This window comes from Pseudoalteromonas sp. TB25 (assembly GCF_000497995.1).
GTDB lineage: Bacteria > Pseudomonadota > Gammaproteobacteria > Enterobacterales > Alteromonadaceae > Pseudoalteromonas > Pseudoalteromonas distincta.
Genome location: NZ_AUTI01000345.1, coordinates 1 through 25593 on the forward strand (window position 1 = coordinate 1; position 25593 = coordinate 25593).

21 protein-coding genes are annotated in these 25593 nt (G+C 39.3%); 17 read left to right on the plus strand and 4 right to left on the minus strand.

The genetic code is table 11. The features are described 5' to 3' along the window. A partial coding sequence (locus L652_RS0114035) for a CusA/CzcA family heavy metal efflux RND transporter (RefSeq protein ID WP_024603514.1) occupies window positions 1-2285 on the plus strand: 2285 nt, incomplete at its 5' end. 200 nt (window positions 2286-2485) lie between these two features. Then, window positions 2486-2941: a hypothetical protein gene (locus L652_RS0114040; RefSeq protein ID WP_002957844.1), complete on the plus strand. Its 456-nt coding sequence runs from the start codon at window positions 2486-2488 to the stop codon at window positions 2939-2941. Between the two features lie 137 nt (window positions 2942-3078). Here L652_RS0114040 and L652_RS0114045 read toward each other — a convergent pair whose 3' ends face one another. Continuing rightward, the gene (locus L652_RS0114045; RefSeq protein ID WP_002957843.1) at window positions 3079-3585 is read right to left on the minus strand and encodes an ACT domain-containing protein; all 507 of its coding nucleotides are present in this window, start codon (window positions 3583-3585) and stop codon (window positions 3079-3081) included. A gap of 380 nt (window positions 3586-3965) precedes the next feature. Between L652_RS0114045 and L652_RS0114050 the strand changes: the two genes are divergently transcribed. The 7 genes from L652_RS0114050 (at window position 3966) to L652_RS0114080 (ending at window position 12613) form a co-directional block, all read left to right on the plus strand. Then, window positions 3966-6200 carry an ABC transporter permease subunit gene (locus L652_RS0114050; RefSeq protein WP_024597535.1) on the plus strand — a complete coding sequence of 745 codons (2235 nt, stop codon included), beginning with the start codon at window positions 3966-3968 and terminating at the stop codon, window positions 6198-6200. A gap of 15 nt (window positions 6201-6215) precedes the next feature. Further along, window positions 6216-7865, plus strand: coding sequence for a phosphate ABC transporter permease PstA (gene pstA / locus L652_RS0114055; protein ID WP_002957841.1), 1650 nt, complete (start codon window positions 6216-6218; stop codon window positions 7863-7865). A gap of 27 nt (window positions 7866-7892) precedes the next feature. Beyond that, on the plus strand, window positions 7893-8720 hold the full coding sequence (pstB, locus tag L652_RS0114060; protein WP_002957840.1) for a phosphate ABC transporter ATP-binding protein PstB: 828 nt from the start codon (window positions 7893-7895) through the stop codon (window positions 8718-8720). A gap of 46 nt (window positions 8721-8766) precedes the next feature. Beyond that, on the plus strand, window positions 8767-9468 hold the full coding sequence (gene phoU, locus L652_RS0114065; RefSeq protein ID WP_007586465.1) for a phosphate signaling complex protein PhoU: 702 nt from the start codon (window positions 8767-8769) through the stop codon (window positions 9466-9468). Between the two features lie 150 nt (window positions 9469-9618). Continuing rightward, window positions 9619-10296 carry a TIGR00153 family protein gene (locus L652_RS0114070; protein ID WP_002957838.1) on the plus strand — a complete coding sequence of 226 codons (678 nt, stop codon included), beginning with the start codon at window positions 9619-9621 and terminating at the stop codon, window positions 10294-10296. Window positions 10297-10335: 39 nt separating this feature from the next. Continuing rightward, window positions 10336-11604, plus strand: coding sequence for an inorganic phosphate transporter (locus tag L652_RS0114075; protein WP_024597536.1), 1269 nt, complete (start codon window positions 10336-10338; stop codon window positions 11602-11604). Between the two features lie 82 nt (window positions 11605-11686). Continuing rightward, the gene (locus L652_RS0114080) at window positions 11687-12613 is read left to right on the plus strand and encodes a hydrogen peroxide-inducible genes activator (RefSeq protein WP_002957836.1); all 927 of its coding nucleotides are present in this window, start codon (window positions 11687-11689) and stop codon (window positions 12611-12613) included. An 18-nt stretch (window positions 12614-12631) separates the two neighbouring features. On the opposite strand, the gene L652_RS0114085 is transcribed toward L652_RS0114080, so the two are convergent. Then, complete coding sequence (locus tag L652_RS0114085; RefSeq protein WP_002957835.1) at window positions 12632-12844, minus strand: hypothetical protein; 213 nt, start codon at window positions 12842-12844, stop codon at window positions 12632-12634. Window positions 12845-13035: 191 nt separating this feature from the next. Beyond that, the gene (locus tag L652_RS0114090; RefSeq protein ID WP_024597537.1) at window positions 13036-15567 is read right to left on the minus strand and encodes a GGDEF domain-containing protein; all 2532 of its coding nucleotides are present in this window, start codon (window positions 15565-15567) and stop codon (window positions 13036-13038) included. A gap of 203 nt (window positions 15568-15770) precedes the next feature. On the opposite strand from L652_RS0114090, the gene queA reads away from it, so the two are divergent. From queA to L652_RS0114125, 7 genes are all read left to right on the plus strand, one after another. Beyond that, a complete protein-coding gene (gene queA / locus L652_RS0114095; protein ID WP_002957832.1) occupies window positions 15771-16802 on the plus strand; it encodes a tRNA preQ1(34) S-adenosylmethionine ribosyltransferase-isomerase QueA in 1032 nt (343 codons plus the stop codon). 183 nt (window positions 16803-16985) lie between these two features. Then, entirely contained in the window at window positions 16986-18113 is a 1128-nt protein-coding gene (gene tgt / locus L652_RS0114100) for a tRNA guanosine(34) transglycosylase Tgt (protein WP_002957831.1), read from the plus strand. 25 nt (window positions 18114-18138) lie between these two features. Beyond that, window positions 18139-18474 (plus strand): preprotein translocase subunit YajC, encoded by a 336-nt coding sequence (yajC, locus tag L652_RS0114105; RefSeq protein WP_002957830.1) that lies wholly within the window; start codon window positions 18139-18141, stop codon window positions 18472-18474. Between the two features lie 19 nt (window positions 18475-18493). Then, complete coding sequence (secD, locus tag L652_RS0114110; protein WP_002957829.1) at window positions 18494-20353, plus strand: protein translocase subunit SecD; 1860 nt, start codon at window positions 18494-18496, stop codon at window positions 20351-20353. A gap of 9 nt (window positions 20354-20362) precedes the next feature. Then, window positions 20363-21310 (plus strand): protein translocase subunit SecF, encoded by a 948-nt coding sequence (gene secF / locus L652_RS0114115; RefSeq protein WP_002957828.1) that lies wholly within the window; start codon window positions 20363-20365, stop codon window positions 21308-21310. Between the two features lie 129 nt (window positions 21311-21439). Next, window positions 21440-23227: a bifunctional diguanylate cyclase/phosphodiesterase gene (locus tag L652_RS0114120; protein ID WP_024597538.1), complete on the plus strand. Its 1788-nt coding sequence runs from the start codon at window positions 21440-21442 to the stop codon at window positions 23225-23227. 19 nt (window positions 23228-23246) lie between these two features. Further along, on the plus strand, window positions 23247-24056 hold the full coding sequence (locus tag L652_RS0114125; protein ID WP_024597539.1) for a transporter substrate-binding domain-containing protein: 810 nt from the start codon (window positions 23247-23249) through the stop codon (window positions 24054-24056). A 53-nt stretch (window positions 24057-24109) separates the two neighbouring features. Here L652_RS0114125 and suhB read toward each other — a convergent pair whose 3' ends face one another. Further along, window positions 24110-24913 (minus strand): inositol-1-monophosphatase, encoded by an 804-nt coding sequence (suhB, locus tag L652_RS0114130; protein WP_002957826.1) that lies wholly within the window; start codon window positions 24911-24913, stop codon window positions 24110-24112. Between the two features lie 243 nt (window positions 24914-25156). Between suhB and L652_RS0114135 the strand changes: the two genes are divergently transcribed. Next, window positions 25157-25573 (plus strand): VOC family protein, encoded by a 417-nt coding sequence (locus tag L652_RS0114135; protein ID WP_002957825.1) that lies wholly within the window; start codon window positions 25157-25159, stop codon window positions 25571-25573. Window positions 25574-25593: the final 20 nt, after the last annotated feature.

Consider the following 25593-nt stretch of genomic DNA (forward strand, 5'->3'; position numbering starts at 1 on the left):
ATGGCGAAGGCGAAGTGACCGGCGGCATCGTTATTATGCGCTATGGCGAAAATGCACAAAAAACTATTGAGCTGGTAAAAGCAAAATTAGAATCACTTAAAAAGGGATTACCAAAGGGCGTTGAAATAATCCCTGTGTACGATCGCTCCAACTTAATAAATAACGCGGTAGATAATCTAACAAGTAAGCTAATTGAAGAGCTGATTGTAGTTGCTTTAGTGTGTGTGGTGTTTTTGTTTCATGTGCGCTCATCATTGGTGGCGATTATTACGTTACCGCTTGGCATTTTAACGGCATTTATAATTATGTATTGGCAGGGGATTAACGCCAACATTATGTCTTTAGGAGGAATTGCAATAGCGATAGGTGCAATGACCGACGGCGCTATCGTCATGATTGAAAATATGCACAAACATATGGAAAAAACGCCCCTTACCAACGAAAACCGCTGGGAAGTTGTGGCTAAATCGGCGAGTGAAGTGGGTCCTGCATTATTTTTTAGTTTATTAATTATTACCGTCAGCTTTATGCCGGTATTTATTTTAGAAGCGCAAGAAGGACGTATGTTTGCGCCACTGGCTTACACTAAAACCTATGCTATGGCAGCGTCTGCTGGGCTTGCGATTACCTTGGTGCCGGTATTAATGGGTTACTTTATTAGAGGTAAAGTTATTTCGGAGCAAAAAAATCCAGTTAACCGATTACTCGTCGCAGCGTATCGCCCACTACTTAACTGGGTGCTTAAATTTCCAAAAATGACATTGGTACTCGCGGTGGTTGTTTCTGTTTTTGGCTTTTACCCGGTAAACAAAATAGGCAGTGAATTTATTCCGCCACTTGATGAGGGCGATTTAATGTATATGCCCACAACGTATCCTAGTTTATCGGTAGGTAAAGCGCGCGAAATACTACAGCAAACCGACAAGTTAATTGCCACAGTGCCCGAGGTTAAAACAGTATTTGGTAAAGTTGGGCGAGCAGAAACAGCAACAGATCCTGCGCCGCTTACAATGATAGAGACGTTTATTCAGTTAAAACCAAAAAACGAATGGCGCGAGGGTATGACTCTTGAAAAACTTAAAAAAGAACTCGACGGTTTGGTTAAGTTTCCGGGGTTGACGAACGCGTGGGTAATGCCAATTAAAACACGTATTGATATGCTCGCGACCGGTATTAAAACCCCTGTGGGTATTAAAGTTGCGGGACCAAAGTTGAGTGAAATTCAAAAAATTGGTCAACAAATAGAAGTGTTATTAAAAGATGTGCAAGGCACTGCATCGGTTTACTCAGAGCGAGTAGCCGGTGGACGTTATATAAAAGTAGATATAAATCGTGAAAAAGCCGCGCGCTATAGCTTAAATATTAGCGACATACAGCAAGTTGTATCTACTGCAATTGGTGGTACAAACGTAACTCAAACCGTAGAAGGGCAAGAGCGCTACCCAGTTAATTTGCGTTACCCGCAAGCATACAGAGACTCGCCAGAAGAGCTAATGTTGTTACCCATTGTAACGCCTACAGGGCAGCGTATAGCACTTGGTGATGTAGCCGATGTATTTATTGAAGATGGACCGCCTGGTATAAAAAGCGAAAATGCACGTTTAAACGGTTGGAGTTTTATTGATATAGATGGCGTTGATATTGGTACTTACGTTGAGCACGCTCAGCAAGTGCTCGATAAAGACCTAATACTACCTGCTGGCTACTCAATTACGTGGGCTGGGCAGTATGAATACATGCAGCGCGCTAAAGACAAACTGACTTATGTATTACCACTTACATTAGCGATTATTATTGTATTGCTTTACCTTAATTTTAGAAGCTTTGCTGAGGTCACTATTATTATGGCCACGTTGCCACTGGCAATGATTGGTGGCGTATGGCTAATGTATTTAGAGGGCTTTAACTTTTCAGTTGCAGTAGGTGTGGGCTTTATTGCCTTAGCTGGGGTAGCGGTAGAAATTGGGGTCATTATGTTGGTGTATTTAAACCAAGCCTATCAAGAAAAATGCATCGAAGCAGAGCAGGCAGATAAGCCACTTAGTTTAGTGCAATTACAGCAAGCTATTATTGAAGGTGCAGGGCTTCGAGTACGCCCGGTTATGATGACTGTCGCGACAATTATTATTGGCTTGCTACCTGTGCTGTATGGCACAGGCACCGGAAGCGAAGTAATGAGTCGAATAGCTGCGCCTATGGTTGGCGGTATGGGCAGTGCAATTGTACTCACCTTACTTGTTATTCCTGCGGTTTACCTACTGTGGCGCAAACAAGGACTTAAATAATATAAAGCAACAAGACGATAGAGCAGTGCGGTTACTACCCACGCATTGCTCTATAAAAATTACCTATAATTTGTAAGTTATTCTATTAAATTGCTAACTAATATCCATTTTAAAATTAACCTTCTGTTTTTAAATGGTTTTTTAATTGGCACGCTTTACGCAGTGTAGTACCTATACAGTCAACTAAGTAAGGAATGCACATGCAAGTTAAAACAATTAAAGAGGTATACGATTGGACCGTTTTGTTTCATACGCAAATGGCGGCTAATTTTCATAGCGTAAAGGATTTACTCGATGAACATAATGCAATGCTGGTGGACTACTACCTAAATTACGAAAAAAAACTCGCTGAAGATTTAGTCGGGTTTAAAGCGATAACCGAAATAAATACGCTCGATACGTACTGTTATGAATACTTTGCTAAAAATCCTGAGCTAATTACTTTCGAAGACATTAGTAAAGACCAGCAATTTGATGAGAAAGTTATTCAAGCTTATTTATCAGAGCAGCATCAAAAGGTAATTGAATTATATGAATACTTACTTGAGCGCGCTGAAACTCAAAGTGGCCAAGAAAAGCTGCAACAAATACTAGAGCTGGAAAAGCAAGGTATAAAGCAAATGATGCAAAGTACGAATCGTCATATGGATATGTAGCTTTATAAGATAACTATTCAAAATAGCCGATGCTTGCATCGGCTTATTTTATGTCTGCGTTAAATAACCCGCAGAGGGCTTTGATAAACTGGCTAAAATAATATGCGTGTCAACAGTGTGGCACGCACCTAGGGAGATCAAACTTCTTCTGTATCTACAATTAAATCACTTGTTATTGATTCCAATGCTTCAATGACTTCATCTTTATTCATACCATTGGGTAAAGTAACGGTAGCAACAGCGCTAAAAATAGGCACCCCCCAATTAGGCGCACTTTGCTGCCTTGAATTTAAATGAGTAATGTTAGCGCCTTTGTGGCGTATTACACTCGCCAACTCTTGAACAATACCTGGGCGATCGTTACCTGTTATAACCAGATTGATTTGTTCTAATGTTGATGGTTCAATTTCTGTGTTTCCGGTTTCAATTCGAACGTCTAACTTAGGTAACTTATTTAAAGCGCTTTGTAATGATTGAAAGTGTTCCTCAGCAACTTCAAGTTGAATAATACCTGCAAAATGACCTAATAAATGGCTTAAGTTACTGCTTAGCCAGTTGCCATGATTTTGTAACACGACGGATGAGATACTCTCTACTAAACCAGGGCGATCTTGCCCTAAAATAGTTATAACCAACTGCTTCATAAATAATTCTCTTTTTAAGCCCAAAGAAAGTAAATGCATAGGCATTAAGTGTATTGTCTAATCTAAATTGTGTGTTGTTGCACTTTTATAAACCGTTGATTTTAAAATAATAAAATTGAATGTGGTTGTGTTGACTATACGCGGTATTAATAGTCATTCTTATTTAGTAAGTACTCTTTTAGTATTGACCTCGATAAATGCTTTGTCCAATTATTTTATAATTTAGTTCACTTAAAAATCATCTATATGAGACTTATTTAGCGATTTTCTTCGCTAGTTTTATTTAAAACCGTTTTAACGTGCTTATTATTACTGCTGTAACATTACTGTCATCTTGATGAAATATAATTTATAGAACGTTAAGATTTAAGGGTGTTTTGATGACTTCAAATCCGAATAAACCGACTTTTAATACGGATCGAAGCCGTCTATTTAAAGATCGGTTTGCCAAATTTGGTATAACCGCAGGTGGGATAATGGTATTGGTAGCACTGCTATTAATATTCTTTTACCTTCTTTATGTAGTACAGCCAATTTTTGAATCAGCAAAAGTAGAAAAACGCGATAGCTTTCAGGTCGCTAATTCGCAGCAAATAGCAGGCCTAGGTGTAGAAGAGCAAACTGAAGTTGCTTATTTACTCAGTCAGCAAGGTCAGGTTGATTTTTACAGTGTGCAAGATGGCAGCTTTGGTAAAAAGCTTAAAACATTAAACGCCGAGCTACCAAGTGATGCAACAAGCTTTGCAACTAGCGCGCCTTTTCAAGGGTATTATGCGTTTGGTTTAAAAGATGGCACTGTAATGGTCGTAGCACCTAAATTTTTGGTCACCTTTCCTAATAATGAGCGTAAATTAACGCCTCGTTTAGACTTTCCTCTTGGGGAAATGGCTTTGGAAGTAGATGAACAAGGCTCAGCTATTAAACGCTTTGCATTTAGCCACTATGAAGACAGAACAGCTGTTGTCGCACTTACAGAAGACAAACGGGTGCTGTTTAGCAGTTTTGTTGCTGAAGAGAATATGTTTACTGGCGAAGTTGAGTGGGTTGTTGAGCGCACAGAGCTAGATGTTGAAGGGCGTGTAGATGAGCTATTAATGTCGCCAGATACAACCCGTACTTTTGTACGTTCTGCTAATCAAGTTTACGTATACGATACACGTGACCCAAGTGATGTAGAGCAAATTCAGCTACTTTCAGCTAACGAAGAAAATGCCAATATTGTATCTGCACAATTACTAGCAGGTGCAAACTCATTAATGCTTGCCAATGATAACGGCGAAGTTTCGCAGTGGTTTGAAGTTAACACTGACACTGGCCGCGAATATGAAAAAATACGTTCATTTGAAACGACTAAGCAAAGTAAATTAAATGTATTTACAGAGTTCTACCGTCGTACTTTTTTTACGACCAGCAGTAACGGTGAGCTTGGGGTGTACTACACAACAAGCGAAGCAAAATTATGGCAAGGTAAAGTAAGTGAAGGCGCAATACAAAACTTTGCAATTTCACCGCGTTCAAATGCTGCATTAATTTTGGCGGATAACAAACTAACAGTATTAGAAATACATAACGAGCATCCAGAAGTCACTTGGTCAGCGCTTTGGCAAGAAGTGTGGTACGAAGGTTACCCAGAGCCAGGTTATATATGGCAGTCAACATCAGCCAGTGATGACTTTGAATCTAAGTTTTCATTAGTGCCAATTTCGTTTGGTACATTAAAAGCAGCCCTTTATGCGATGTTATTTGCAGTGCCTATTGCGCTTTCGGCGGCAATTTACACGGCATACTTTATGTCGAGTAAATTACGTAAGGTAGTTAAGCCTACTGTTGAAATAATGGAAGCATTACCAACCGTTATTTTAGGTTTTTTAGCCGGTCTTTGGTTAGCTCCTTTGATAGAAGAGCACTTACCTGCAATTGTTGGGTTACTCATATTATTACCTTTAGGTATGTTAGCGACAGGTTTAGCTTGGACTAAATTACCAACCAAAATCCGTCATCGAATTCCTGAAGGATCTCATTCAATTATCCTTATTCCGGTCGTTTTACTTATTGGCTGGTTTTCGTTTGCGATGAGTGAATTTGTTGAGCTTTGGATGTTTGACGGCAATGTACGTCAGTACTTAACAAATGAGCTAGGTATGACATTCGATCAACGTAACTCGCTGGTTGTAGGTATTGCGATGGGGTTTGCAGTTATTCCAACTATATTCTCAATTGCAGAAGACGCCGTATTTAGTGTTCCAAAGCATTTATCAAATGGCTCATTAGCATTAGGTGCAACGCAGTGGCAAACACTAATACGTGTTGTATTACTAACAGCAAGCCCTGGTATTTTCTCTGCGGTAATGATGGGACTTGGCCGCGCCGTTGGCGAAACCATGATTGTACTTATGGCAACGGGTAATACACCTATTATGGATTGGAGCATCTTCCAAGGTATGCGTACGCTTGCAGCAAATATTGCAGTTGAAATGCCTGAGTCAGAAGTAGGTAGTTCGCATTACAGAATATTGTTCTTAGCGGCCTTTGTACTATTCATATTCACATTCATTTTTAACACAGTCGCTGAGTTTGTTCGCCAGCAACTGCGTGAAAAATATAGCTCAATGTAAGCGGAGAGACATGACATGGTAAAGCAGTGGTTTAAGTCTGGTTCTCCTTGGATTTGGATGACCGGTGGTGCAGTGAGCATCAGTTTAATTTCAGTTCTAGGCTTATTAGCAATGATAGCCTGGAAAGGATTAAGTTTTTTCTGGCCTTCAGAAGTTGTGCAGTTTGAACTTGAAGGGTCAATTTCAAAACAAACCGTTATTGGCGAAGTTTATGACCGTGAATTAGTACCAAAAACGCGTTTAGCCGCGACAGGTATTGACGTTAGCGGATTTGAAAAAGAAGAAATAGAGCGCTTACTTATTAAAACAGGTAATCGTGAGTATGTAGATTTAGACTTTCGTTGGATATTAGAAACCGACATTAAAAATAAAACAACGCCTGCAACGCTTGCTGTATTTGAGCGTAGTAAAAACGGTAATTTTTATGGTTATGTTGAAAGTGTAATTAAAGATGGTAAACCAGTCGAAGGCGATAAAATTGAAGCTCTACATGAACTTGTAGAGCGTGCCGTGGATTTAAACGACGAAGCACTTGATTTACAAAATGGTGACATTGGGCATATTAACTATGAGCTTGAGCGTCTTCGTTTAAAAGAAAAGGGCTACTTACTAGATAACGCACTCACTGATGAACGTGTTGCTGAGCTTGCTCAAGAGCGTGCTGAATTACGTGCGCAGTATGGTGTACTTGAAAAAGATTTATTTGCACTACGTAAACAAGCTAAACGTGACCACGTAACTGTAAAAGATATGCGCGGTGAAGTAGTTACGATTCCAATGTATCAAGTACTTGATGTTTGGTTTCCAAATGATATGGGCTTTTTTGCAAAGCTAGGGCACTACTTTGTGCAGCTAGGTAAGTTTGTATCTGATGACCCACGTGAAGCAAATACAGAGGGCGGTGTTTTCCCTGCTATATTTGGTACTGTGTTTATGGTTATGCTGATGGCTGTAATAGTGACGCCGTTTGGTGTTGTTGCTGCAATTTACTTACACGAGTATGCCGCTAAAAATGCAGTCACTAAGATGATTCGTATTGCGGTGATTAACTTGGCCGGTGTGCCTTCAATTGTGTACGGTGTGTTTGGCCTCGGCTTTTTTGTATACATGTTAGGTGGTAGCTTAGACCAATTATTTTACCCTGAAGCGGCACCAACGCCAGTATTTGGTACGCCAGGTGTAATGTGGTCGGCGTTAACGCTTGCTATATTAACTTTGCCAGTTGTTATTGTATCGACTGAGGAAGGCTTATCTCGTATTCCAAGTACCGTACGTGACGGTTCACTAGCGCTTGGCGCAACAAAGGTTGAAACGTTATGGCGCATAATTATTCCAATGGCAAGCCCTGCAATTATGACTGGTTTAATACTGGCAGTTGCGCGTGCTGCAGGTGAAGTTGCACCATTAATGTTAGTAGGCGTTGTAAAAATGGCCCCTACATTACCACTTGATGGTAACTTCCCGTATTTTCACTTAGATAGAAAGTTCATGCACTTAGGCTTTCATATATACGATGTTGGCTTCCAAAGCCCTAATGTTGAAGCGGCACGTCCGCTGGTATACGCCACTGCCTTTTTATTGGTGTCGGTGATTATTACCCTAAACATAACGGCCATTGGTATACGTAACCATTTACGTGAAAAATTCAGATCGCTTGAACACTAATTAGTAAAGATTTTATAGGTAACAAAAATGATTACAGTCGCTCCACAAGTAAACCAAGCTAATATTGGTCAAAAGTTAGACCTAGAAAATTTAACGGATGATCAAAAAGCGCTAGAGATTAAAGACCTCGATCTTTACTACGGTGATAAGCAGGCGCTTAATAAAGTTAATATGAACATTCCTAAAGGCCAAGTAACTGCGTTTATCGGGCCGTCTGGGTGTGGTAAATCAACATTACTGCGTTGTATTAATCGCATGAATGATTTGGTTGATATTTGCCGTATTGAAGGTGAAATATTACTCCATGGTCAAAATATTTACGATAAGAGCGTAGATGTAGCAGCACTTCGTCGTAATGTAGGCATGGTGTTTCAGCGCCCTAATCCATTTCCTAAATCAATTTATGAAAATGTAGTTTATGGCCTGCGCTTACAAGGCATTAAAGAGAAACGTAAATTAGATGAAGTAGTAGAGCAATCACTTCGTGGTGCTGCTTTGTGGGATGAAGTAAAAGATAGATTGCACGATAGCGCGTTTGGCTTATCGGGTGGTCAGCAACAACGTTTAGTTATAGCTCGCTCAATTGCAATTGAGCCTGAGGTACTTTTACTTGATGAACCAACATCAGCACTCGACCCTATTTCTACTTTGGTAATCGAAGAGCTAATAAACGATTTAAAAAACAAATTTACCGTTGTTATTGTTACACACAACATGCAACAAGCAGCGCGTGTATCTGATCAAACAGCCTTTATGTATATGGGCGAATTGATTGAATACTCAGACACAAATACCTTATTTACTACACCAACGAAGAAAAAGACTGAAGATTACATTACCGGTCGTTACGGTTAATTAGCCCGTTATAGCGTGTTGTACAAGATTAAGAGAGAAGGTAACTATGGAACATAATATTAATAAGCATATTTCTGGGCGCTTTAACCAAGAACTAGAAAATGTACGTAACCATGTATTGAGTATGGGTGGCTTAGTTGAGCAGCAATTAAATAGCGCGCTTGATGCGGTGAGTCGTAACGATGCTGAGCTTGCTCAAAAGGTACGTCAGAACGATTACAAAGTAAATGCAATGGAAGTCAGCATTGATGAAGAATGTACGCGTATCATTGCTCGTCGTCAGCCTGCAGCAAGTGACTTACGTTTAGTGATTGCAATTGCAAAAACTATTGCAGATTTAGAACGTATTGGCGATGAAGCTGAGCGAATTGCTAAAGTTGCACTAGACTCATTTACTAAAGATCAACAAGACTTGTTAGTAAATATTGAGAATATGGGCCGCCAAGTTCTAAAGATGTTACATGATGTACTAGACGCATTTGCACGTATGGATGTGCAGCGCGCATTTCAAGTACATAAAGAAGATGCAAAAGTTGACCGTGAATATGAAGCTATCACACGTCAAATAATGACTTATATGATGGAAGATCCACGCTCAATCCCTAAAATTATGGACTTAGTTTGGTCTGTTCGTTCATTAGAGCGCATAGGTGATCGCTGTCAAAATATTGCGGAATACATTATTTATTTTGTAAATGGCAAAGATATTCGTCATACATCTCAAGAAGATATAGAAAAATCGCTATAATTTTTTACCTATTTTTCTTTTTTATTAAAGCGGCTTAGTGCCGCTTTGTGCATTGTAAGCCTTAGTGAAGTAATAAAAAGCGTTCACAATCTTGGTTAATACTGTAAAATTCATGCTGCAAAGCATATCAATTTGATTAAAGGGTCAGTTATGCCTACAAACGCGTTTTTAGGAGTATTTGCAAAATCTCCTATCAAACCAATGGAAGAACACATCAAGAAGGTTCATCAAGCAAGTAAAGCCTTGATACCTTTTTTTAATCACGTATTTAAAGAAGAGTGGGTACAAGCTGAAGAGCTTCGCATCACTATTCGCAATTTAGAACGTGAAGCTGATGATATGAAAAGAGATATACGCTTACAATTGCCACGTGGTTTATTCATGCCGGTAGAGCGTACAGATCTTCTCGAATTAGTAACTCAACAAGATAAAATTGCCAATAAAGCAAAAGATATTGCAGGACGAGTGATTGGTCGTGAAATGACCATCCCAAAAGTTATGCAAGCTGATTTCTTAGCTTACTTAACCCGTTGTGTAGATGCGACTAAACAAGCATCTAAAGCAATTAACGAATTAGAAGAATTGCTAGAAACGGGTTTTAAAGGTCGAGAAGTCACCTTAGTAGAAAAAATGTTAGTTGAATTGGATGCCATAGAACAAGACACGGACGAAATGCAGATAAAAGTACGCCGCCAGCTACGTGATGTAGAAGGTGAGTTAAACCCAATTGATGTGATGTTTTTGTACAAAATCATTGAATGGGTTGGCGAGCTTGCAGATATTGCAGAGCGCGTAGGATCACGTCTTGAGCTGATGTTAGCTCGTTAATTTAAAATCAGTTCAAACACGAAAGATTAAGGTTTTACAATGGATATCATTGCATCTTACGGCACGGTATTAATTTTAATTGCCGCAGCAGTCGGCTTTTTTATGGCTTATGGTATTGGCGCGAACGACGTAGCGAACGCCATGGGTACATCTGTAGGTTCAAAAGCGCTAACAATCAAACAAGCTATTTTTATAGCGATGATTTTTGAATTTGCAGGCGCCTATTTAGCAGGTGGTGAGGTTACATCAACAATTCGTAAAGGAATTATTGATGCAGCACCATTTGCAGATATTCCGGAATTAATGGTTCTGGGTATGATTTCGTCTTTATTTGCAGCCGGTGCTTGGTTATTAATGGCCTCGTTCTTAGGTTGGCCTGTATCTACAACTCACTCAATCATTGGTGCAATCATTGGTTTTGCGTTAGTTGCAGTAGGTACTGAGGCGATTCAATGGGATAAAGTAGGTGGTATCGTAGGTAGTTGGATTATAACACCTGCCATATCAGGCTTTATTGCATACTTAATATTCATGAGTGCACAAAAACTTATTTTTAATACAGATGCACCACTAAAAAATGCTAAACGTTATGTCCCTCTTTATATGGGCTTAGCAGGTTTTATCATGGCATTGGTTACAATTAAAAAGGGCTTAAAGCACGTTGGTATAGACCTAGGCTCAGCTGAAGGCTATGCACTGTCAGTCGGTGTTGCAATAGTTGTTGCTGTGATTGGTAAAATTGCCATATCTCGCTTAAATATTGATCCAAAAGCAGATAAACAAATGCAGTTCAACAATGTTGAAAAAGTATTTGCTGTTCTTATGGTACTTACAGCATGTTGTATGGCATTTGCACATGGTTCTAATGATGTTGCTAATGCAATTGGTCCACTAGCAGCTGTTGTAAACATTGTTGAAAACAATGGTGAAATTGCTAAAAAAGCAGCTATTGCTTGGTGGATTCTACCTCTAGGTGGTTTTGGTATTGTTGCTGGTCTTGCTATTTTAGGCAAAAAAGTAATTAAAACAATTGGTGAAGGTATTACACATTTAACACCTAGCCGTGGTTTTGCTGCTGAACTAGCTGCTGCTTCTACCGTTGTTATTGCCTCAGGTACTGGTATGCCAATCTCTACTACTCAAACCTTAGTGGGTGCGGTATTAGGTGTAGGTATGGCACGTGGAATTGGCGCGCTTAACATGGGTGTTATCAGAAACATTGTAGTTTCTTGGGTAATTACATTGCCAGTTGGCGCTGCCCTTGCTATTGTTATTTTCTACGTACTAAGAACCGCATTTGGGGTTTAATAAAAAAGTACTCAAAGACTTTTAGCTTGAAAAGATCTCAATGCCCTAGGTGTTGGGGTCTTTTTATTTGTGGAAAGAAAAAATGACTAACCTTCCAAGTATTAAACAACTACAGTATTTATTAGCTGTTCATCAACATCAGCACTTTGGCAGAGCCGCTAGTGCCTGCTTTATAGGACAATCTACTTTAAGTAGCGCTATTCAAAATCTTGAAGAAACACTAGGCTGTCAGCTAATTGAGCGTGAAAATCGCAGCCTGATGTTTACCAGTATTGGTGAAGAAGTTGTTGAGCGTTCTCGTAAAATAATTAACGATACAATTAGTTTAAAAGAGCTTACAAAAAGCTTTTTAACACCACTAAGTGGTAAGCTGACTGTGGGTGTTATACCTACAATTGCAAGCTTTATAGCGGCTCCGCTTTATCATTTTTGTAAAGAAACCTTTTGTGATTTAGAGCTGGTATTAATTGAAGATACGAGTGACAAGCTACTGGATAAACTTGAACATGGGCATATTGATTTAGCGCTACTTGCACTGCCGTACGAAACAGATAAATTTCATACACAAGTATTGGCAAAAGATCAGTTTAGTTTAGTGCACCATAAGGATTACAGCGCTGCAAAGGGCGTAGTCGACTTTAATCTATTACCAGAGGCTAGCGTATTCTTATTAGAGCGCGAGCACTGCATGACGGGCCATGCGCTTAGTGCATGTCACTTAAACCGTGCCAGTTGTATTAACCCATTTGAAGCTGCAAGCTTACATACTCTATTAAGCATGGTTGAGCATCAGCTCGGGGTGACTTTTTTACCACAGATGGCGATTAATGCGGGTATTTTAGATAATAAAAATATGGTGGCTACACCATCACAAAGTGATGCATATAGAGATATTGGTATCTTGTGGCGTAAAACTACGGGCCGAATTCGAGACTTTAGGCTATTTAGTCAACAGCTTGAGGTGTTTTTAAAGCGTCAATGTAGTTTAGATTTTTCTAAAGCAGAATAATAAGTGAACTAAAGCAGCCTACAAAGGCTGCTTTTGATTTTGAAGATGGCTTTCAAAAGGCTCAAGTTCAGGTAAAAATAATAAATAAATCCATACCACCAAGTTAAAGTAAGGCACACAGCCTAATACAGTAAAAACCTTAACTGGGTAGCCTTTAATATTCGCGTAGCGGTAACACTGATACGCGATTGCAAAATGTATAATCAGTAATAACATAACTAGTTGTGTCATACCTTCTTCCTTAAAAGCTTAAATAGCTTTGAAACCCACTATAAATATCGGTACTACGCCGCCAAAAGGTAATGTCATGTTTTTAAAGTGAAATACATAAAAAGGCACGACATTTTTTATTTGATGCTGAAAGTATAGGCAAGAAAGGTAATATTGGTAGTAATAAAATGATTAAAATTGTTTAATTTTGTTTATTTTGGGCTAGCTTGTTGTTGGTAAAACGTTTTATTTTTAGAAATTTTTTCGAGTTCATCTTTTACTTTTTCAACAGGTATTGGACGTGCAATAAAGTAGCCTTGCCCATAATCAACACCAATTTCTTTTAGTGCAAAAAATATCTCTTCGTTTTCAACGTACTCAGCTACAGAGCGCTTATCGAGAGACCGACTAATATCATTTATTGCTTTTACTAACGCTAAATCTATAGGGTCATTGAGCATATCACTTACAAATGAGCCGTCAATTTTCACATGCTGTGCTGGTAGCTGTTTTAAATAATTAAATGTACTAAATCCAGTTCCAAAATCATCGATAGAAAAATGACAGCCTAAGCTATTAAGCTTCTCAATCATTTTACGAGTGGCCTTTAGGTTATTGATACTCGCAGATTCAGTTATTTCAAAAATTATCCGCGAAGCAGGCACGTTATACTTTTCAAGGTTTGATTCAATTAATGGCAATAAGCGTTCATCTAAGAACGATTGTGCTGACAAATTAATAGCAACTTGGTTTAACTCTGGGTGCTTAGATACACAAGCAATAGCATTACGTATAACGCATTGATCCATCAAAAATGTGTCGTTAAGCATTTCTAAAGAGGGAATAAACTGATTTGGGTATACGAGTTCACCTTTTAGTTTTAAGCGTAAAAGCGCTTCAAAATAAGCAACTTTACACTCTTTAAAATCCCAAATAGGTTGGTAATGTAGTTCAATATTATCTTGCTGTAGTGCTTGGCGAATTTCGTGGCCCCATTCAAGCCCTGTTTGTAGTGTATTGTTTTGAGCATCTTCTTTTGAATAGCAATGTACTAAGTTACGCCCTAGGTTTTTGGCAATATACAAAGCAATATCGGCTTGTTTTAAACACTCATTAGGGTCGTTATTTTGTGTCGTGATTTGAGTTAAACCAATAGAGCAGCTAATAGTGTATATCTGATCTTCTGATTTAAAAGCATGTTTTTCTATCGCACTACACACACCTTCTGCAATAAGGTGTGCATCCAGTAAATTCATATTGGTAAGTATGACTGCAAATTCATCCCCACCAATTCTGCATACCAGGTGATCGTCGCCAATATTTGCTTTAAATAATTGCGCCACTTCTTTTAAAACTATATCGCCCTGATGATGGCCTTTACTGTCGTTTATTATTTTAAAGTGATCGAGGTCAATATAAATAACAGCATGCTCTATGCCATCATAGGTGTATTTATCTTGGCATATTTTATTAAGCTGTTGATCAAAATAATAACGATTATGTAAACCAGTTAATGGGTCATGGTGTGCTAAATGACGTAGTTGAATCTCAGCTTGCTTTCGTTCGTGTATATTGTCGATAGTTGCGGTTATAGTCGCGTTGTTACGACTATTTTTTATTAGCTGCAATCTGCATTCAACCCAAATTAAATTGCCATTTTTGTGGGTTAACTTTACTTCTATTTGTTGCTGTTGCTCGCCACCATGTAAAATATCGTTAATAGTGTAGTCAAGCCTTCCTTTATCTTCGTTATTACAATAAGCGCTTAATGGGTTTTGTAGTGATGATTTAACACCAAAACCGCTTAATGTTTCCCATGCGGGGTTAATAAAACGAATATTACCTTGCTGATCGAGCTCTAAAACAACTGTATTTAAGTGCAATAAAATACGCTGATGAGCTGAAAATAACTCTTTGTAACGCACTTCGCTCACGCTTAATTGTTCTACTTTGTAAGCAAATTCAGCATAACTCACCATAAAATCTTCACGTCGTGCGGCGTGGTCACACACTTTGTTTAAAAATGAAGGATCGTAAGGGGCTCTAATAAAGTCGGTAACACCCGAAAGCAAAAGCTGCTCAGCGTAATCGGCATCGTCACTTTCTATAATTGTAACAATAGCTTGTTTAGAATTGTGCTGGAGGATTTCTTCAACGAGTACACTCGAGCTCTCTGCACTTGATGTAGTGGCATCGAGTAGCACAATTGAAAACTGCTGTTGGTTATAAGCGTTAAGTGCCGCTTTAGCTGAAGTTACGTGAGTGATAGCAAAGTTTAACTTTAACTGTTCACTTATTTTGTCTGCCGTATTTTGAAGTGGCTCTAATAATAATAAGTTTAGCCGGCTACTTTTTTCTAAGTGAGTAGATAAAACATTCGCAAGTACTTGAGGGAGCATATCTTTGTGCTCAAACGGTAGTACAGCATCTATCCCATAGCTTCGGGCTGTTGTTTCGGCAATCCGCTCACAGTAAATTGGCGGAATAAGTAAGATTGGTGTGTTTTTTGGTGTTTTTAATAATCCTGAGCGGATCATCCTAGAAAAGCGCCAGCCATCAATTTTACCAACATTAATGCCCGTTATTATAATATCAACAGGGTGTTGTTTTAAAAGCTTTAAAGCTTGTTGGCTGTCTTGGGCATCAATAAAGGTAAATACATTTAAGCTATCTAAAGTGCCCTTAATCGCGCGACGTTCAGCACTACTTGCGTTTAATATTAGCAATTTAAGCTGGTTTGGCACGAGTTGAACACCCCTACGAGTTGAACACCCCTAATATAACTTATAATAATTTAGCCGAATAAGAATAGTGACATTTAACCATAAGAACAAGAGAATTTAATGGCAAACACGCAAACAGACATTATAAGTTTGGCTGATTTCTTGAGCTTAATATCCGATACATATACACTTGGCGCGATTTTAAATGATGTGGATTACTAATTATGCGCGTGGCTGACTTTAGCTTTGACTTACCTGATGAATTAATAGCTCGTTTTCCTAAAGCGGACAGAACCAGCAGCCGTCTACTCACTTTAGATGGCCCAAGCGGAACTTTAGAACATAAAGTGTTTAGCGATATACTTGATTTAGTAAACGAAGGCGATTTATTGGTCTTTAACAATACACGCGTTATTCCAGCACGTATGTTTGGTCAAAAAGCTTCAGGCGGAAAAGTTGAAGTACTTGTAGAGCGGGTATTAGATGAGCATCGCGTACTTGCGCATGTACGGGCAAGTAAGTCGCTTAAGGTCGGTAACGAAGTTATTTTAGAAGGCAAAGCCAAGGCAATAATGGTTGCACGCCACGATACTTTATTTGAGCTTGAGTTCGATCATAGCCAAAACGTGTTAGATATACTTAATGATATTGGCCATATGCCACTGCCTCCTTATATTGACCGACCTGATACCGATGCTGACCGTGAGCGTTATCAAACTGTTTATGGTGAAAAACCAGGTGCAGTTGCAGCACCAACTGCAGGTCTACATTTTGACGATAAGTTAATGACAGCACTCAAAGATAAAGGCGTAAATATGGCTTTTGTTACGCTACACGTTGGCGCTGGTACTTTTCAGCCGGTACGAGTTGATAGTGTTGATGAGCATGTAATGCACTCAGAATACATAGAAGTACCTGATGACGTAGTTGCAGCTGTTGCGCAAACTAAAGCAAATGGTGGGCGTGTAATTGCGGTAGGCACAACTTCAGTTCGCTCATTAGAGTCGGCTGCTAAAGTTCACGGCGGCAAGTTAGATACGTATTTTGGTGATACCGATATATTTATTTTTCCTGGTTATCAATTTAATGTTGTTGATGCCATGGTCACAAATTTTCACTTACCAGAATCAACGCTTATAATGTTAGTCAGCGCATTTAGCGGCCAAGACAATATTATGGGCGCTTACAATACTGCAATAGAGCAGCAGTACCGCTTTTTTAGTTATGGCGACGCGATGTTTTTAACACGTAAGTAACAAAATATTGTTTAATACTCAGTCGAATATATTAAAACCCCCAGCTTAGTTGCTGGGGTTTTTGTTTGCGGCAATTGGCAAAACTGAATTTATCGCAGCTAATAGTATTAGTGAGGCAAAAAGGGTAGAATCAGGCGGTTAAATTATAGCTTGTTGGACTGTTTTTCCGACATTGAGGATGATATGAAATTTGAATTAGATTGTACTGACGGAAAAGCGCGCCGCGGCCGCTTAATTTTTGACCGTGGTGTAATAGAAACACCTGCTTTTATGCCTGTTGGTACTTACGGTACTGTAAAAGGTATGACGCCAGATGAAGTTAAAGCCACTGGTGCGCAAATATGTTTAGGTAATACCTTTCATTTAATGCTTCGCCCAGGTACTGAGATCATTAAACAACATGGTGATTTACACGACTTTATGAATTGGGACTTCCCAATTTTAACTGACTCAGGCGGTTTTCAAGTATTTAGCTTAGGCGCAATGCGCAAAATCACTGAAGAAGGCGTTTTATTTCAATCTCCAGTAAATGGTGATGAAATTATGATGTCGCCTGAAAAGTCGATGGAAGTACAGCGCGACTTAGGCTCAGACATCGTTATGATTTTTGACGAGTGTACGCCATACCCAGCAACTGAAAAAGAAGCTAAAGATTCTATGGAGTTATCTCTTCGTTGGGCTAAGCGTTCAAAAGAAGGGCATGGCGATAATCCATCTGCTTTATTTGGTATTATCCAAGGTGGTATGTACCCAGAATTACGTGCACAATCACAAGCTGGCCTTGAAGAAATTGGTTTTGACGGTTATGCATTAGGTGGCCTATCAGTAGGTGAGCCTAAAAACGAAATGATGAATATCCTTGATCATTGTGCGTTTAAAATGCCAGAAGACAAGCCTCGTTACCTTATGGGTGTAGGCAAGCCAGAAGACTTAGTTGAGTCGGTTCGCCGTGGTATTGATATGTTTGACTGTGTTATGCCAACACGTAATGCGCGTAACGGCCATTTATTTATTACCACGGGTGTAGTAAAAATACGTAACGCAGTGCATAAAACAGATACAGGGCCACTTGACCCTGAGTGTGATTGCCATACGTGTAAAAACTATTCACGAGCTTATTTGCATCACCTTGATAAATGTAACGAAATTTTAGGTGCGCGACTAAACACAATTCATAACTTACGTTACTATCAACGTGTTATGGAAGGTTTACGTAATGCAATTAGCGAAGGTAAATTAGAAGAATTTGTACAAGATTTTTATGCTCGCCGAGGCCAAGATGTGCCAGAGTTAGCAGATATAAAAAATTAAACTTTAAAATTAAAGAGGAAGTATCATGAGTTTATTTATTTCAAATGCACACGCAGCAGCTGGTCAACCTGCGGCAGGCGGTGGTTGGGAAATGCTAATAATGTTAGCTATTTTCGGTTTGGTTTTTTACTTTTTAATCTACCGCCCACAAGCTAAGCGCGTTAAAGAGCACAAAAGCTTAATGAGTATGATGGCTAAAGGTGATGAAGTACTTACCCAAGGCGGTTTAGTGGGTAAAATTGTGAAAATTTCTGAAGAGAAAGATTTCATCGTTATCTCTTTAAACGAGCAAGCAGAAGTTACAGTACAAAAATCTGCAGTATCTGCAGTATTGCCAAAAGGCACAATGAAGTCGCTATAAAAATAATAAGGACGACCCCGTGTTAAACAAGTTTCCAGTTTGGAAGTATTTACTTGTTTTAGCTGTGGTAGCCATTGGCCTTTTATATGCCTCTCCAAACTTGTATGGTCGTGATCCGGCCATACAAGTTTCAGGTGCTAAAGGCGCTGATGTCGATCTCAGTGTTGTAGACAAAGTAAACGCAATCCTTAAAACAAATAATGTAACCGCTAAATCGACAATACTTGAAGATGGACAAATTTTAGTTCGTTTAAAAAATGTTGAAGAGCAACTTAAAGCGCATGACTTACTACGTGATTCGCTGAGCGATGATTACATTTCTGCTATTAATATGGCACCTGCTCAACCAGCTTGGTTAAAAGCGGTTGGTGGTAACCCTATGAAGCTAGGTCTTGATTTAAGTGGTGGCGTACATTTCACCATGGAAATCGACATGGCAACAGCGGTTGATAACCAGCTTGAGCAAATGGAACAAGATTTTCGCAGTGACCTGCGCGAAGAAAAACTACGTTATCGTAGTGTTCGCCGCGTAGCAGGCTCCGATCGTATGCGTGTAGAAATGCGTACTGAAGAAGACAAAAATGCAGCAGAGAGCTTCTTAGAAACTCGCTACCCGCTAAATGTCTACATTGATGACAGCAGTAACGATAAAGCATTTTTTGCGACAATGAGTGAGCAAAAACTCAAAGAAATTCGTGACTACGCTATCAAGCAAAATGAAACGATTATTCGTAACCGTATCAACCAAATTGGTGTTGCAGAACCTAACGTACAACGCCAAGGCGCTGAGCGTATTATTGTTCAACTACCTGGTATTCAAGACACAGCACGCGCTAAAGAAATTTTAGGCGCAACAGCAACACTTGAATTTCGTGAAGTAGACGAAAACGCTGATATTAGCGCTGCTGCTCAAGGTCGTATCCCTGCGGGTACTGAAATGATCATGAGCCGCGACGGTTACCCTGTTGTACTTAAAAAGCGTATTATTTTAGAGGGCAGCCATATTACGGGCGCGCAATCTGGCGCTGATGAATACCAACGTCCGCAAGTAAGTATTACGTTAGATAGCAAAGGTGGGGCAAAAATGAATGCCTTTACCAAGCGTGCTATTGGTAAGCGTATGGCAACGGTATTTATTGAGTACAAGCCATCAGGTAAAAAAGATGCAGACGGTAAAGCGCTTCCGCCTATTAAGGTTGAAGAAGTTATTAACGTAGCAACGATTCAAGCCCGTCTTGATCGCTCGTTCCGTATTACCGGCATTGATAACCCAGCAGAAGCACATAACTTAAGCTTACTACTTCGTGCTGGTGCACTTGTAGCGCCAATTCAAATTGTTGAAGAGCGCACAGTAGGTCCAAGCTTAGGACAAGAAAATATTGAAGCGGGTATGACTGCGGTTGCACTTGGCTTTGCGTTTGTACTTGTGTTTATGCTTGTGTACTACAAAGGTTTTGGTATGGTTGCAAACCTTGCGCTTGCGGCTAACTTAGTACTAATTGTAGGTGTTATGTCTTTAATTCCGGGCGCTACACTTACGCTACCAGGTATTGCCGGTATTGTATTAACGGTAGGTATGGCGGTTGATGCTAACGTACTTATTTTTGAACGTATTCGTGAAGAGCTGGCCGATGGCCGTAGCCCTCAACAAGCGATTCATTTTGGTTACGATAGCGCATTTAGCACTATATTTGATGCCAACATCACGACACTAATTGCTGCCATTATACTGTTTGCAGTGGGCACTGGTCCGATTGCGGGCTTTGCAGTGACACTTGCGATTGGTATTTTAACTTCAATGTTTACAGCCATCGTTGGTACCCGTGCGGTAATCAACTTATTTGTTGGTGGTAAACGCATTGATAAACTTTCGATTTAAGGAGCAGACATGCAAATTTTAAGTTTGGGTAGTAGAACCCTTCGTTTCATGTCTCTTCGAAAAGTGGCTATGGGTTTCTCGACGTTACTAATTTTAGCGTCGTTTGCATCAATTTTTATCAAAGGCCTAAACTTTGGTTTAGATTTTACCGGCGGTACTGCGGTAGAAGTGGGTTTTTCACAACCGGCTGACCTTAAAAAAGTACGTGATGCACTAGCTGATAATGGTTTTGCTGATGCATCAGTGCAGCTATTTGGTTCAAGCCAAGAAATTTTAGTTCGCTTAGCACCACGCGGTAGCGATGTAAAAGCTGAAGTAATTGGTAACCAAGTAATCGATGCACTTAAAAAAGCAGACGACAGCGTAGTAATGCGCCGTATTGAATTTGTAGGCCCAAGTGTAGGTGAAGACTTAAAAGAGCAGGGTGGCCTTGCCATGTTAACTGCGCTTATTTGTATCTTAATCTACGTTGCGTTTCGTTTTGAATGGCGCTTTGCAGTAGGTGCGGTAGGTGCACTACTACACGATGTTATCATTACTGTGGGTTTATTTTCGGTATTAGGTTTAGAGTTTGATTTAACTATATTAGCGGCAATTCTTGCGGTAATTGGTTATTCACTCAATGATACGATTGTTGTATCAGACCGTATACGTGAAAACTTCCGTAAGGTACGCATTGACGATACGATAGAAATTATTGATATTTCACTTACGCAAACACTTAACCGTACACTTGTAACATCAATCACGACTATTTTAGTATTGATTGCCTTGTTTGCATGGGGCGGACAAACCATTCATGGTTTTGCAACTGCATTACTGTTTGGTGTGTTTATTGGTACTTATTCTTCGATTTATGTTGCAAGCTCTGTTGCTATAGCAATGGGCGTAAGCAAAGAAGATTTAATACCTGAAGTAATTGAAAAAGAAGGCGCAGACCAAGACGCTATGCCGTAACTAGGTTTGTACTTAATAAAAACCGCTCTTATGAGCGGTTTTTTTATGAGCGCATTTTTTTGCGCAATAAAAATGTCATACACACTTGGTACTTTATTGCTCCAATCAAAATAGTTGTAAGGCAAATACGTGACGATTCAGCGCAAAGTATTAGAGTACATTTTAAAAAGCGGTGAAATAACAACGCTGTTTCAGCCTATTTTTGATATTAGTAATCAAGTTATTTTAGGTTACGAAGCACTTAGTCGAGGACCTAAAAATAGCCCGTTAGAAATGCCTAATACGTTATTTAAAGTTGCCCATGAGGAATGTTTAATTTCGGAGCTTGAATTACTATGTCGCTCTAAAGCGATTGAAAACTTTGTAAGGCTTAACCTACAAGGTAAATTATTTTTAAATGTAAGCCCTAAAACACTACTAGACCCTTGCCACCCTAAAGGGGAAACATTGCACCTAATAGAGCAATTTGGCTTAGCTGCTAACCGTGTAGTTATAGAGGTTACTGAGCAAGAAAAAGTAGATGATGGCTTCTTGTTATTAAAAACGATAGCCCATTACCGAGAGCTCGGTTTTACTATAGCAATAGATGATTTAGGCGCTGGGTATTCAGGGTTAAAGCAATGGTCTGAACTATGCCCTGATTTTGTAAAAATTGACCGCTATTTTATTGATCATTGTGATGAAAGCGAAGTTAAAAAAGAGTTTTTGAAATCTATTACTATTTTGGCCAGAGCTACTAATACTCAGGTTATTGCTGAAGGCATCGAGCGTCCAGAAGAGCTTACATTTGTAGAAAACTTAGGCATTAGTAATGTACAAGGGTTTTTACTCGAAAAGCCAAGCATAAAGCCAAGTGAAGATTTCAGCTCAGAGCAACTAAAAGCTCTTTCATTTACGCAATCAAACACATTGTTTGATCAATCTATGGCTATAGGTCGCTTATCGATTACGCAACTTGCAATAAGCAGCGACACTCGCTGTAAAGATGCGCATAAGCTCTTTGAGCAAGATAAATCACTCATAAGCATTGCAGTGTTAAATACTGAAAACCAGCCAGTAGGGTTACTTCACAGAGATCAATTAACAGAAGTTTTTGCAGCGCCCTATGGGCATGCTCTTTACGATAAACGCCCCGTTACTGCACTGATGGATAAGCAGCCCTTAGTCGTTGACGAAAACCAATTACTCGATACCGTAAGTAAGCAAATAACTGAGCAGGACTTTGATATACGCCGCCATATAGTGATAACCAGAGAAAACGCTTATTTAGGGTTAGCGCCGCTTCGCGATATTTTAAAACACATAACCGAAGAAAAAATACGCCATGCACAACACGCTAATCCACTGACTATGCTCCCTGGTAATGTGGCAATTAATGAAGCTATAGAGCAGCGATTAAAAGGTAGTAATCCGTTTTCACTCGCATATATAGACTTAAATCATTTTAAGCAATTTAATGACTTATACGGCTACGCTAGCGGCGACAGTGTAATTAAACTATTAGCTGATGTAACAGTGCAAGCGTGTAAAAATAGTGCTAACTTTGTAGGACATATAGGTGGCGATGACTTTATGGTAGTGTTTGATCAGCACAACGCGGTTGATATATGTAATATCATTATTGAGCAATTTCAACTCCAGTCTCGTATATTTTTTACACCTGAGCACATAAAGAGCGAAGGGTATTGGGCCACAAATCGTGAAGGAGAAAAGCAATTTGTGCCTCTACTAACGTTATCAATTGGCTTAGTTGAGCCTGATTTACAACAATGTAAAAACAGTCACCAAGTTGCAGCACTCGCAACTGATGCTAAAAAAGAAGCCAAACGTTATCGCCATAGTTATTTGTTTATTTGCAAACGTAAAGGGCCTGCTCCCGCAGTGGTGCGCCTAGCAAGCAATAAGCAGGTAATTTAAATAAAAATAGGTAATTATTATGTTGCCAATAAAAATCTCGACCAGTGTACTTGGTCTGCTTGCAAGTTTTGCACTTATGGCGCAAGAGCAAATAATTAATGTAGCCCAAAAGCAAGATACTCAAAACGCACGAGAAGAGTACTCAAGTGAGCTACTGGTACGTGCACTTGAGAGTGTTAACTATCCTGGAGTTATTAGGATGACTCCCATACCAGATCAGCAAAAACGTAAGCTCATAAACCTAAATGATAACGAACTAGATATGTATTGGAGTATGAGTAGTCCAGAGCGAGAGGCACTTGCTTTAGCTATTAAAATACCACTATTTAAAGGTTACATAGGAAAGCGGGCTTTACTCACTAATAAACAAAACGTAGCACGCTTTAAAGACGTAAAAATCCTAGAGCAGCTAGGAGAGTTTTCAGCAGTGCAGGGTCACAACTGGCCAGATACAAGAATAATGTCCTATAACGGCTTACGTGTAAGGCCGCTTACCAATTACCAAGCCATGTTCACTTTAACGAGCCGTGGGCGGATAGATTACTTTCCTCGCTCGTTTATTGAGGTTAATTCTGAGCTTATTGAAAACAAACAAAGTAACTTAGTCGTTGTGCCTAATTTATATATAAGCTACCCAACGGGTATTTATTATTTTGTGACTAAGAGTAAACCCGAATTGGCAAAGGCTGTAGAGGAGGGCTTAATATTAATGCAGACAAACGGCGAGTTTGATGCATTATTTAATGAATACTTCGCAAAGGATTTAAATACACTACCTTATACAAAAGGTAAAACGATAGAGATTAAACTCGATAACCCTTATTTTTAGGCACAAAAAAAGGAGCCTAGGCTCCTTTTTAGTATGCTATTCATAGCATTTAATTAGCGAAGTAACGACTCAGTTAATACTGGACGAATTTCGCGAATAATTGCTTGAGTCAGTTTTGGTGAACCACAGATAATATTGCCGCTGTGGTTATAGTTATTACCACCGGCGAAATCTACAACCATACCGCCCGCTTCTTTAACCATAAGTTCGCCTGCAGCAGAGTTCCAAGGTTTTAAACCAATTTCAAAAAATCCATCAACACGGCCAGCTGCAACGTATGCCATATCTAAAGCAGAACAACCTGCACGGCGAATATCAGCAGTGTGTACAAATAATGCTTTAAACGCTTCAGTGTATGCATCCATGTGGTTTTTGTTTTTGAACGGGAAACCAGTAGCAAGTACAGTGCCTGCAAGAACCGTAGTTTTGCTAACGCGTAGACGTTTACTGTTTAACTGAGTGCCTTGACCGCGAGATGCAGTGAAAAGCTCACCACGAATTGGATCATAAATAACAGCTTGGTCTAAACGACCTTTAACTTTAAGTGCGATAGAAACCGCGTAATGAGGGATACCTTTGATGAAGTTAGTTGTTCCATCGATAGGATCTACAATCCATTGGTAATCATCATCCTTGCCTTTATGCTCACCTAGTTCTTCACCAACAATTGAGTGAGTAGGGTAAGACTGTAAAATAGTGTCACGAATTACGGCTTCGGCTTCTTTATCAATGTTAGTTACTAAGTCGTTAGCGCCTTTTTGTTGCACTTCAACTTTTGATAAATCTTCACTTGCGCGAAGTAAAATTTTGCCTGCGTTGCGCGCAGCGCGAACCGCAATGTTTAACATTGGATGCATGGTATTACCTTTGGGTTGTAAAAGAACGTTTATATATTTCAGCCGGCGTATTTTAGCGACTTTTGCCATAAAGTAAACAATAAACCCCAAATACTTGTGTTTGTTTTTTATACAAGATTGAAAAGTTTATATATTTTTAAAAAATAATTATCTGCATTTAAATAAATTAAATTTAAATAACACTTTACCTAAAGTTAACTTGAGGTTTTATCGTGCTCCTAACTTAACTGATAGGATAACATTATGTATTTAGAGCACGTAAACTTAGTCGCGAGTGATATAGATAGTATGCTTACATTTTATCGCGCTGTATTTCCACATTGGTCGATTAGAAGTGAGGGCAGAGGCGATTGGCATGGAAAACCAAGACGCTGGGTACACTTTGGAGATGACACGCATTACATTGCGATAAGCAGTCATGGTGAAGGTGAAAACAGAAACTTATCGGGCCATCAAATTGGTTTTGCACACTTTGCTTATGTAACTAATAATTTAAGCGCAGTAGTAATGCGCTTAAATAAAGCGGGTTTTACTCTAAGCAAGCAAGGTAGCGAGAATCCTTTCAGAAAGAATGTCTACTTTATTGATCCTGCAGGGTTTGAAGTTGAGTTTGTAGAGTATTTAAGTGATATACCAAGCGAGCGAAATAACGATTTATAATAAAATACTAAGCAGCACGC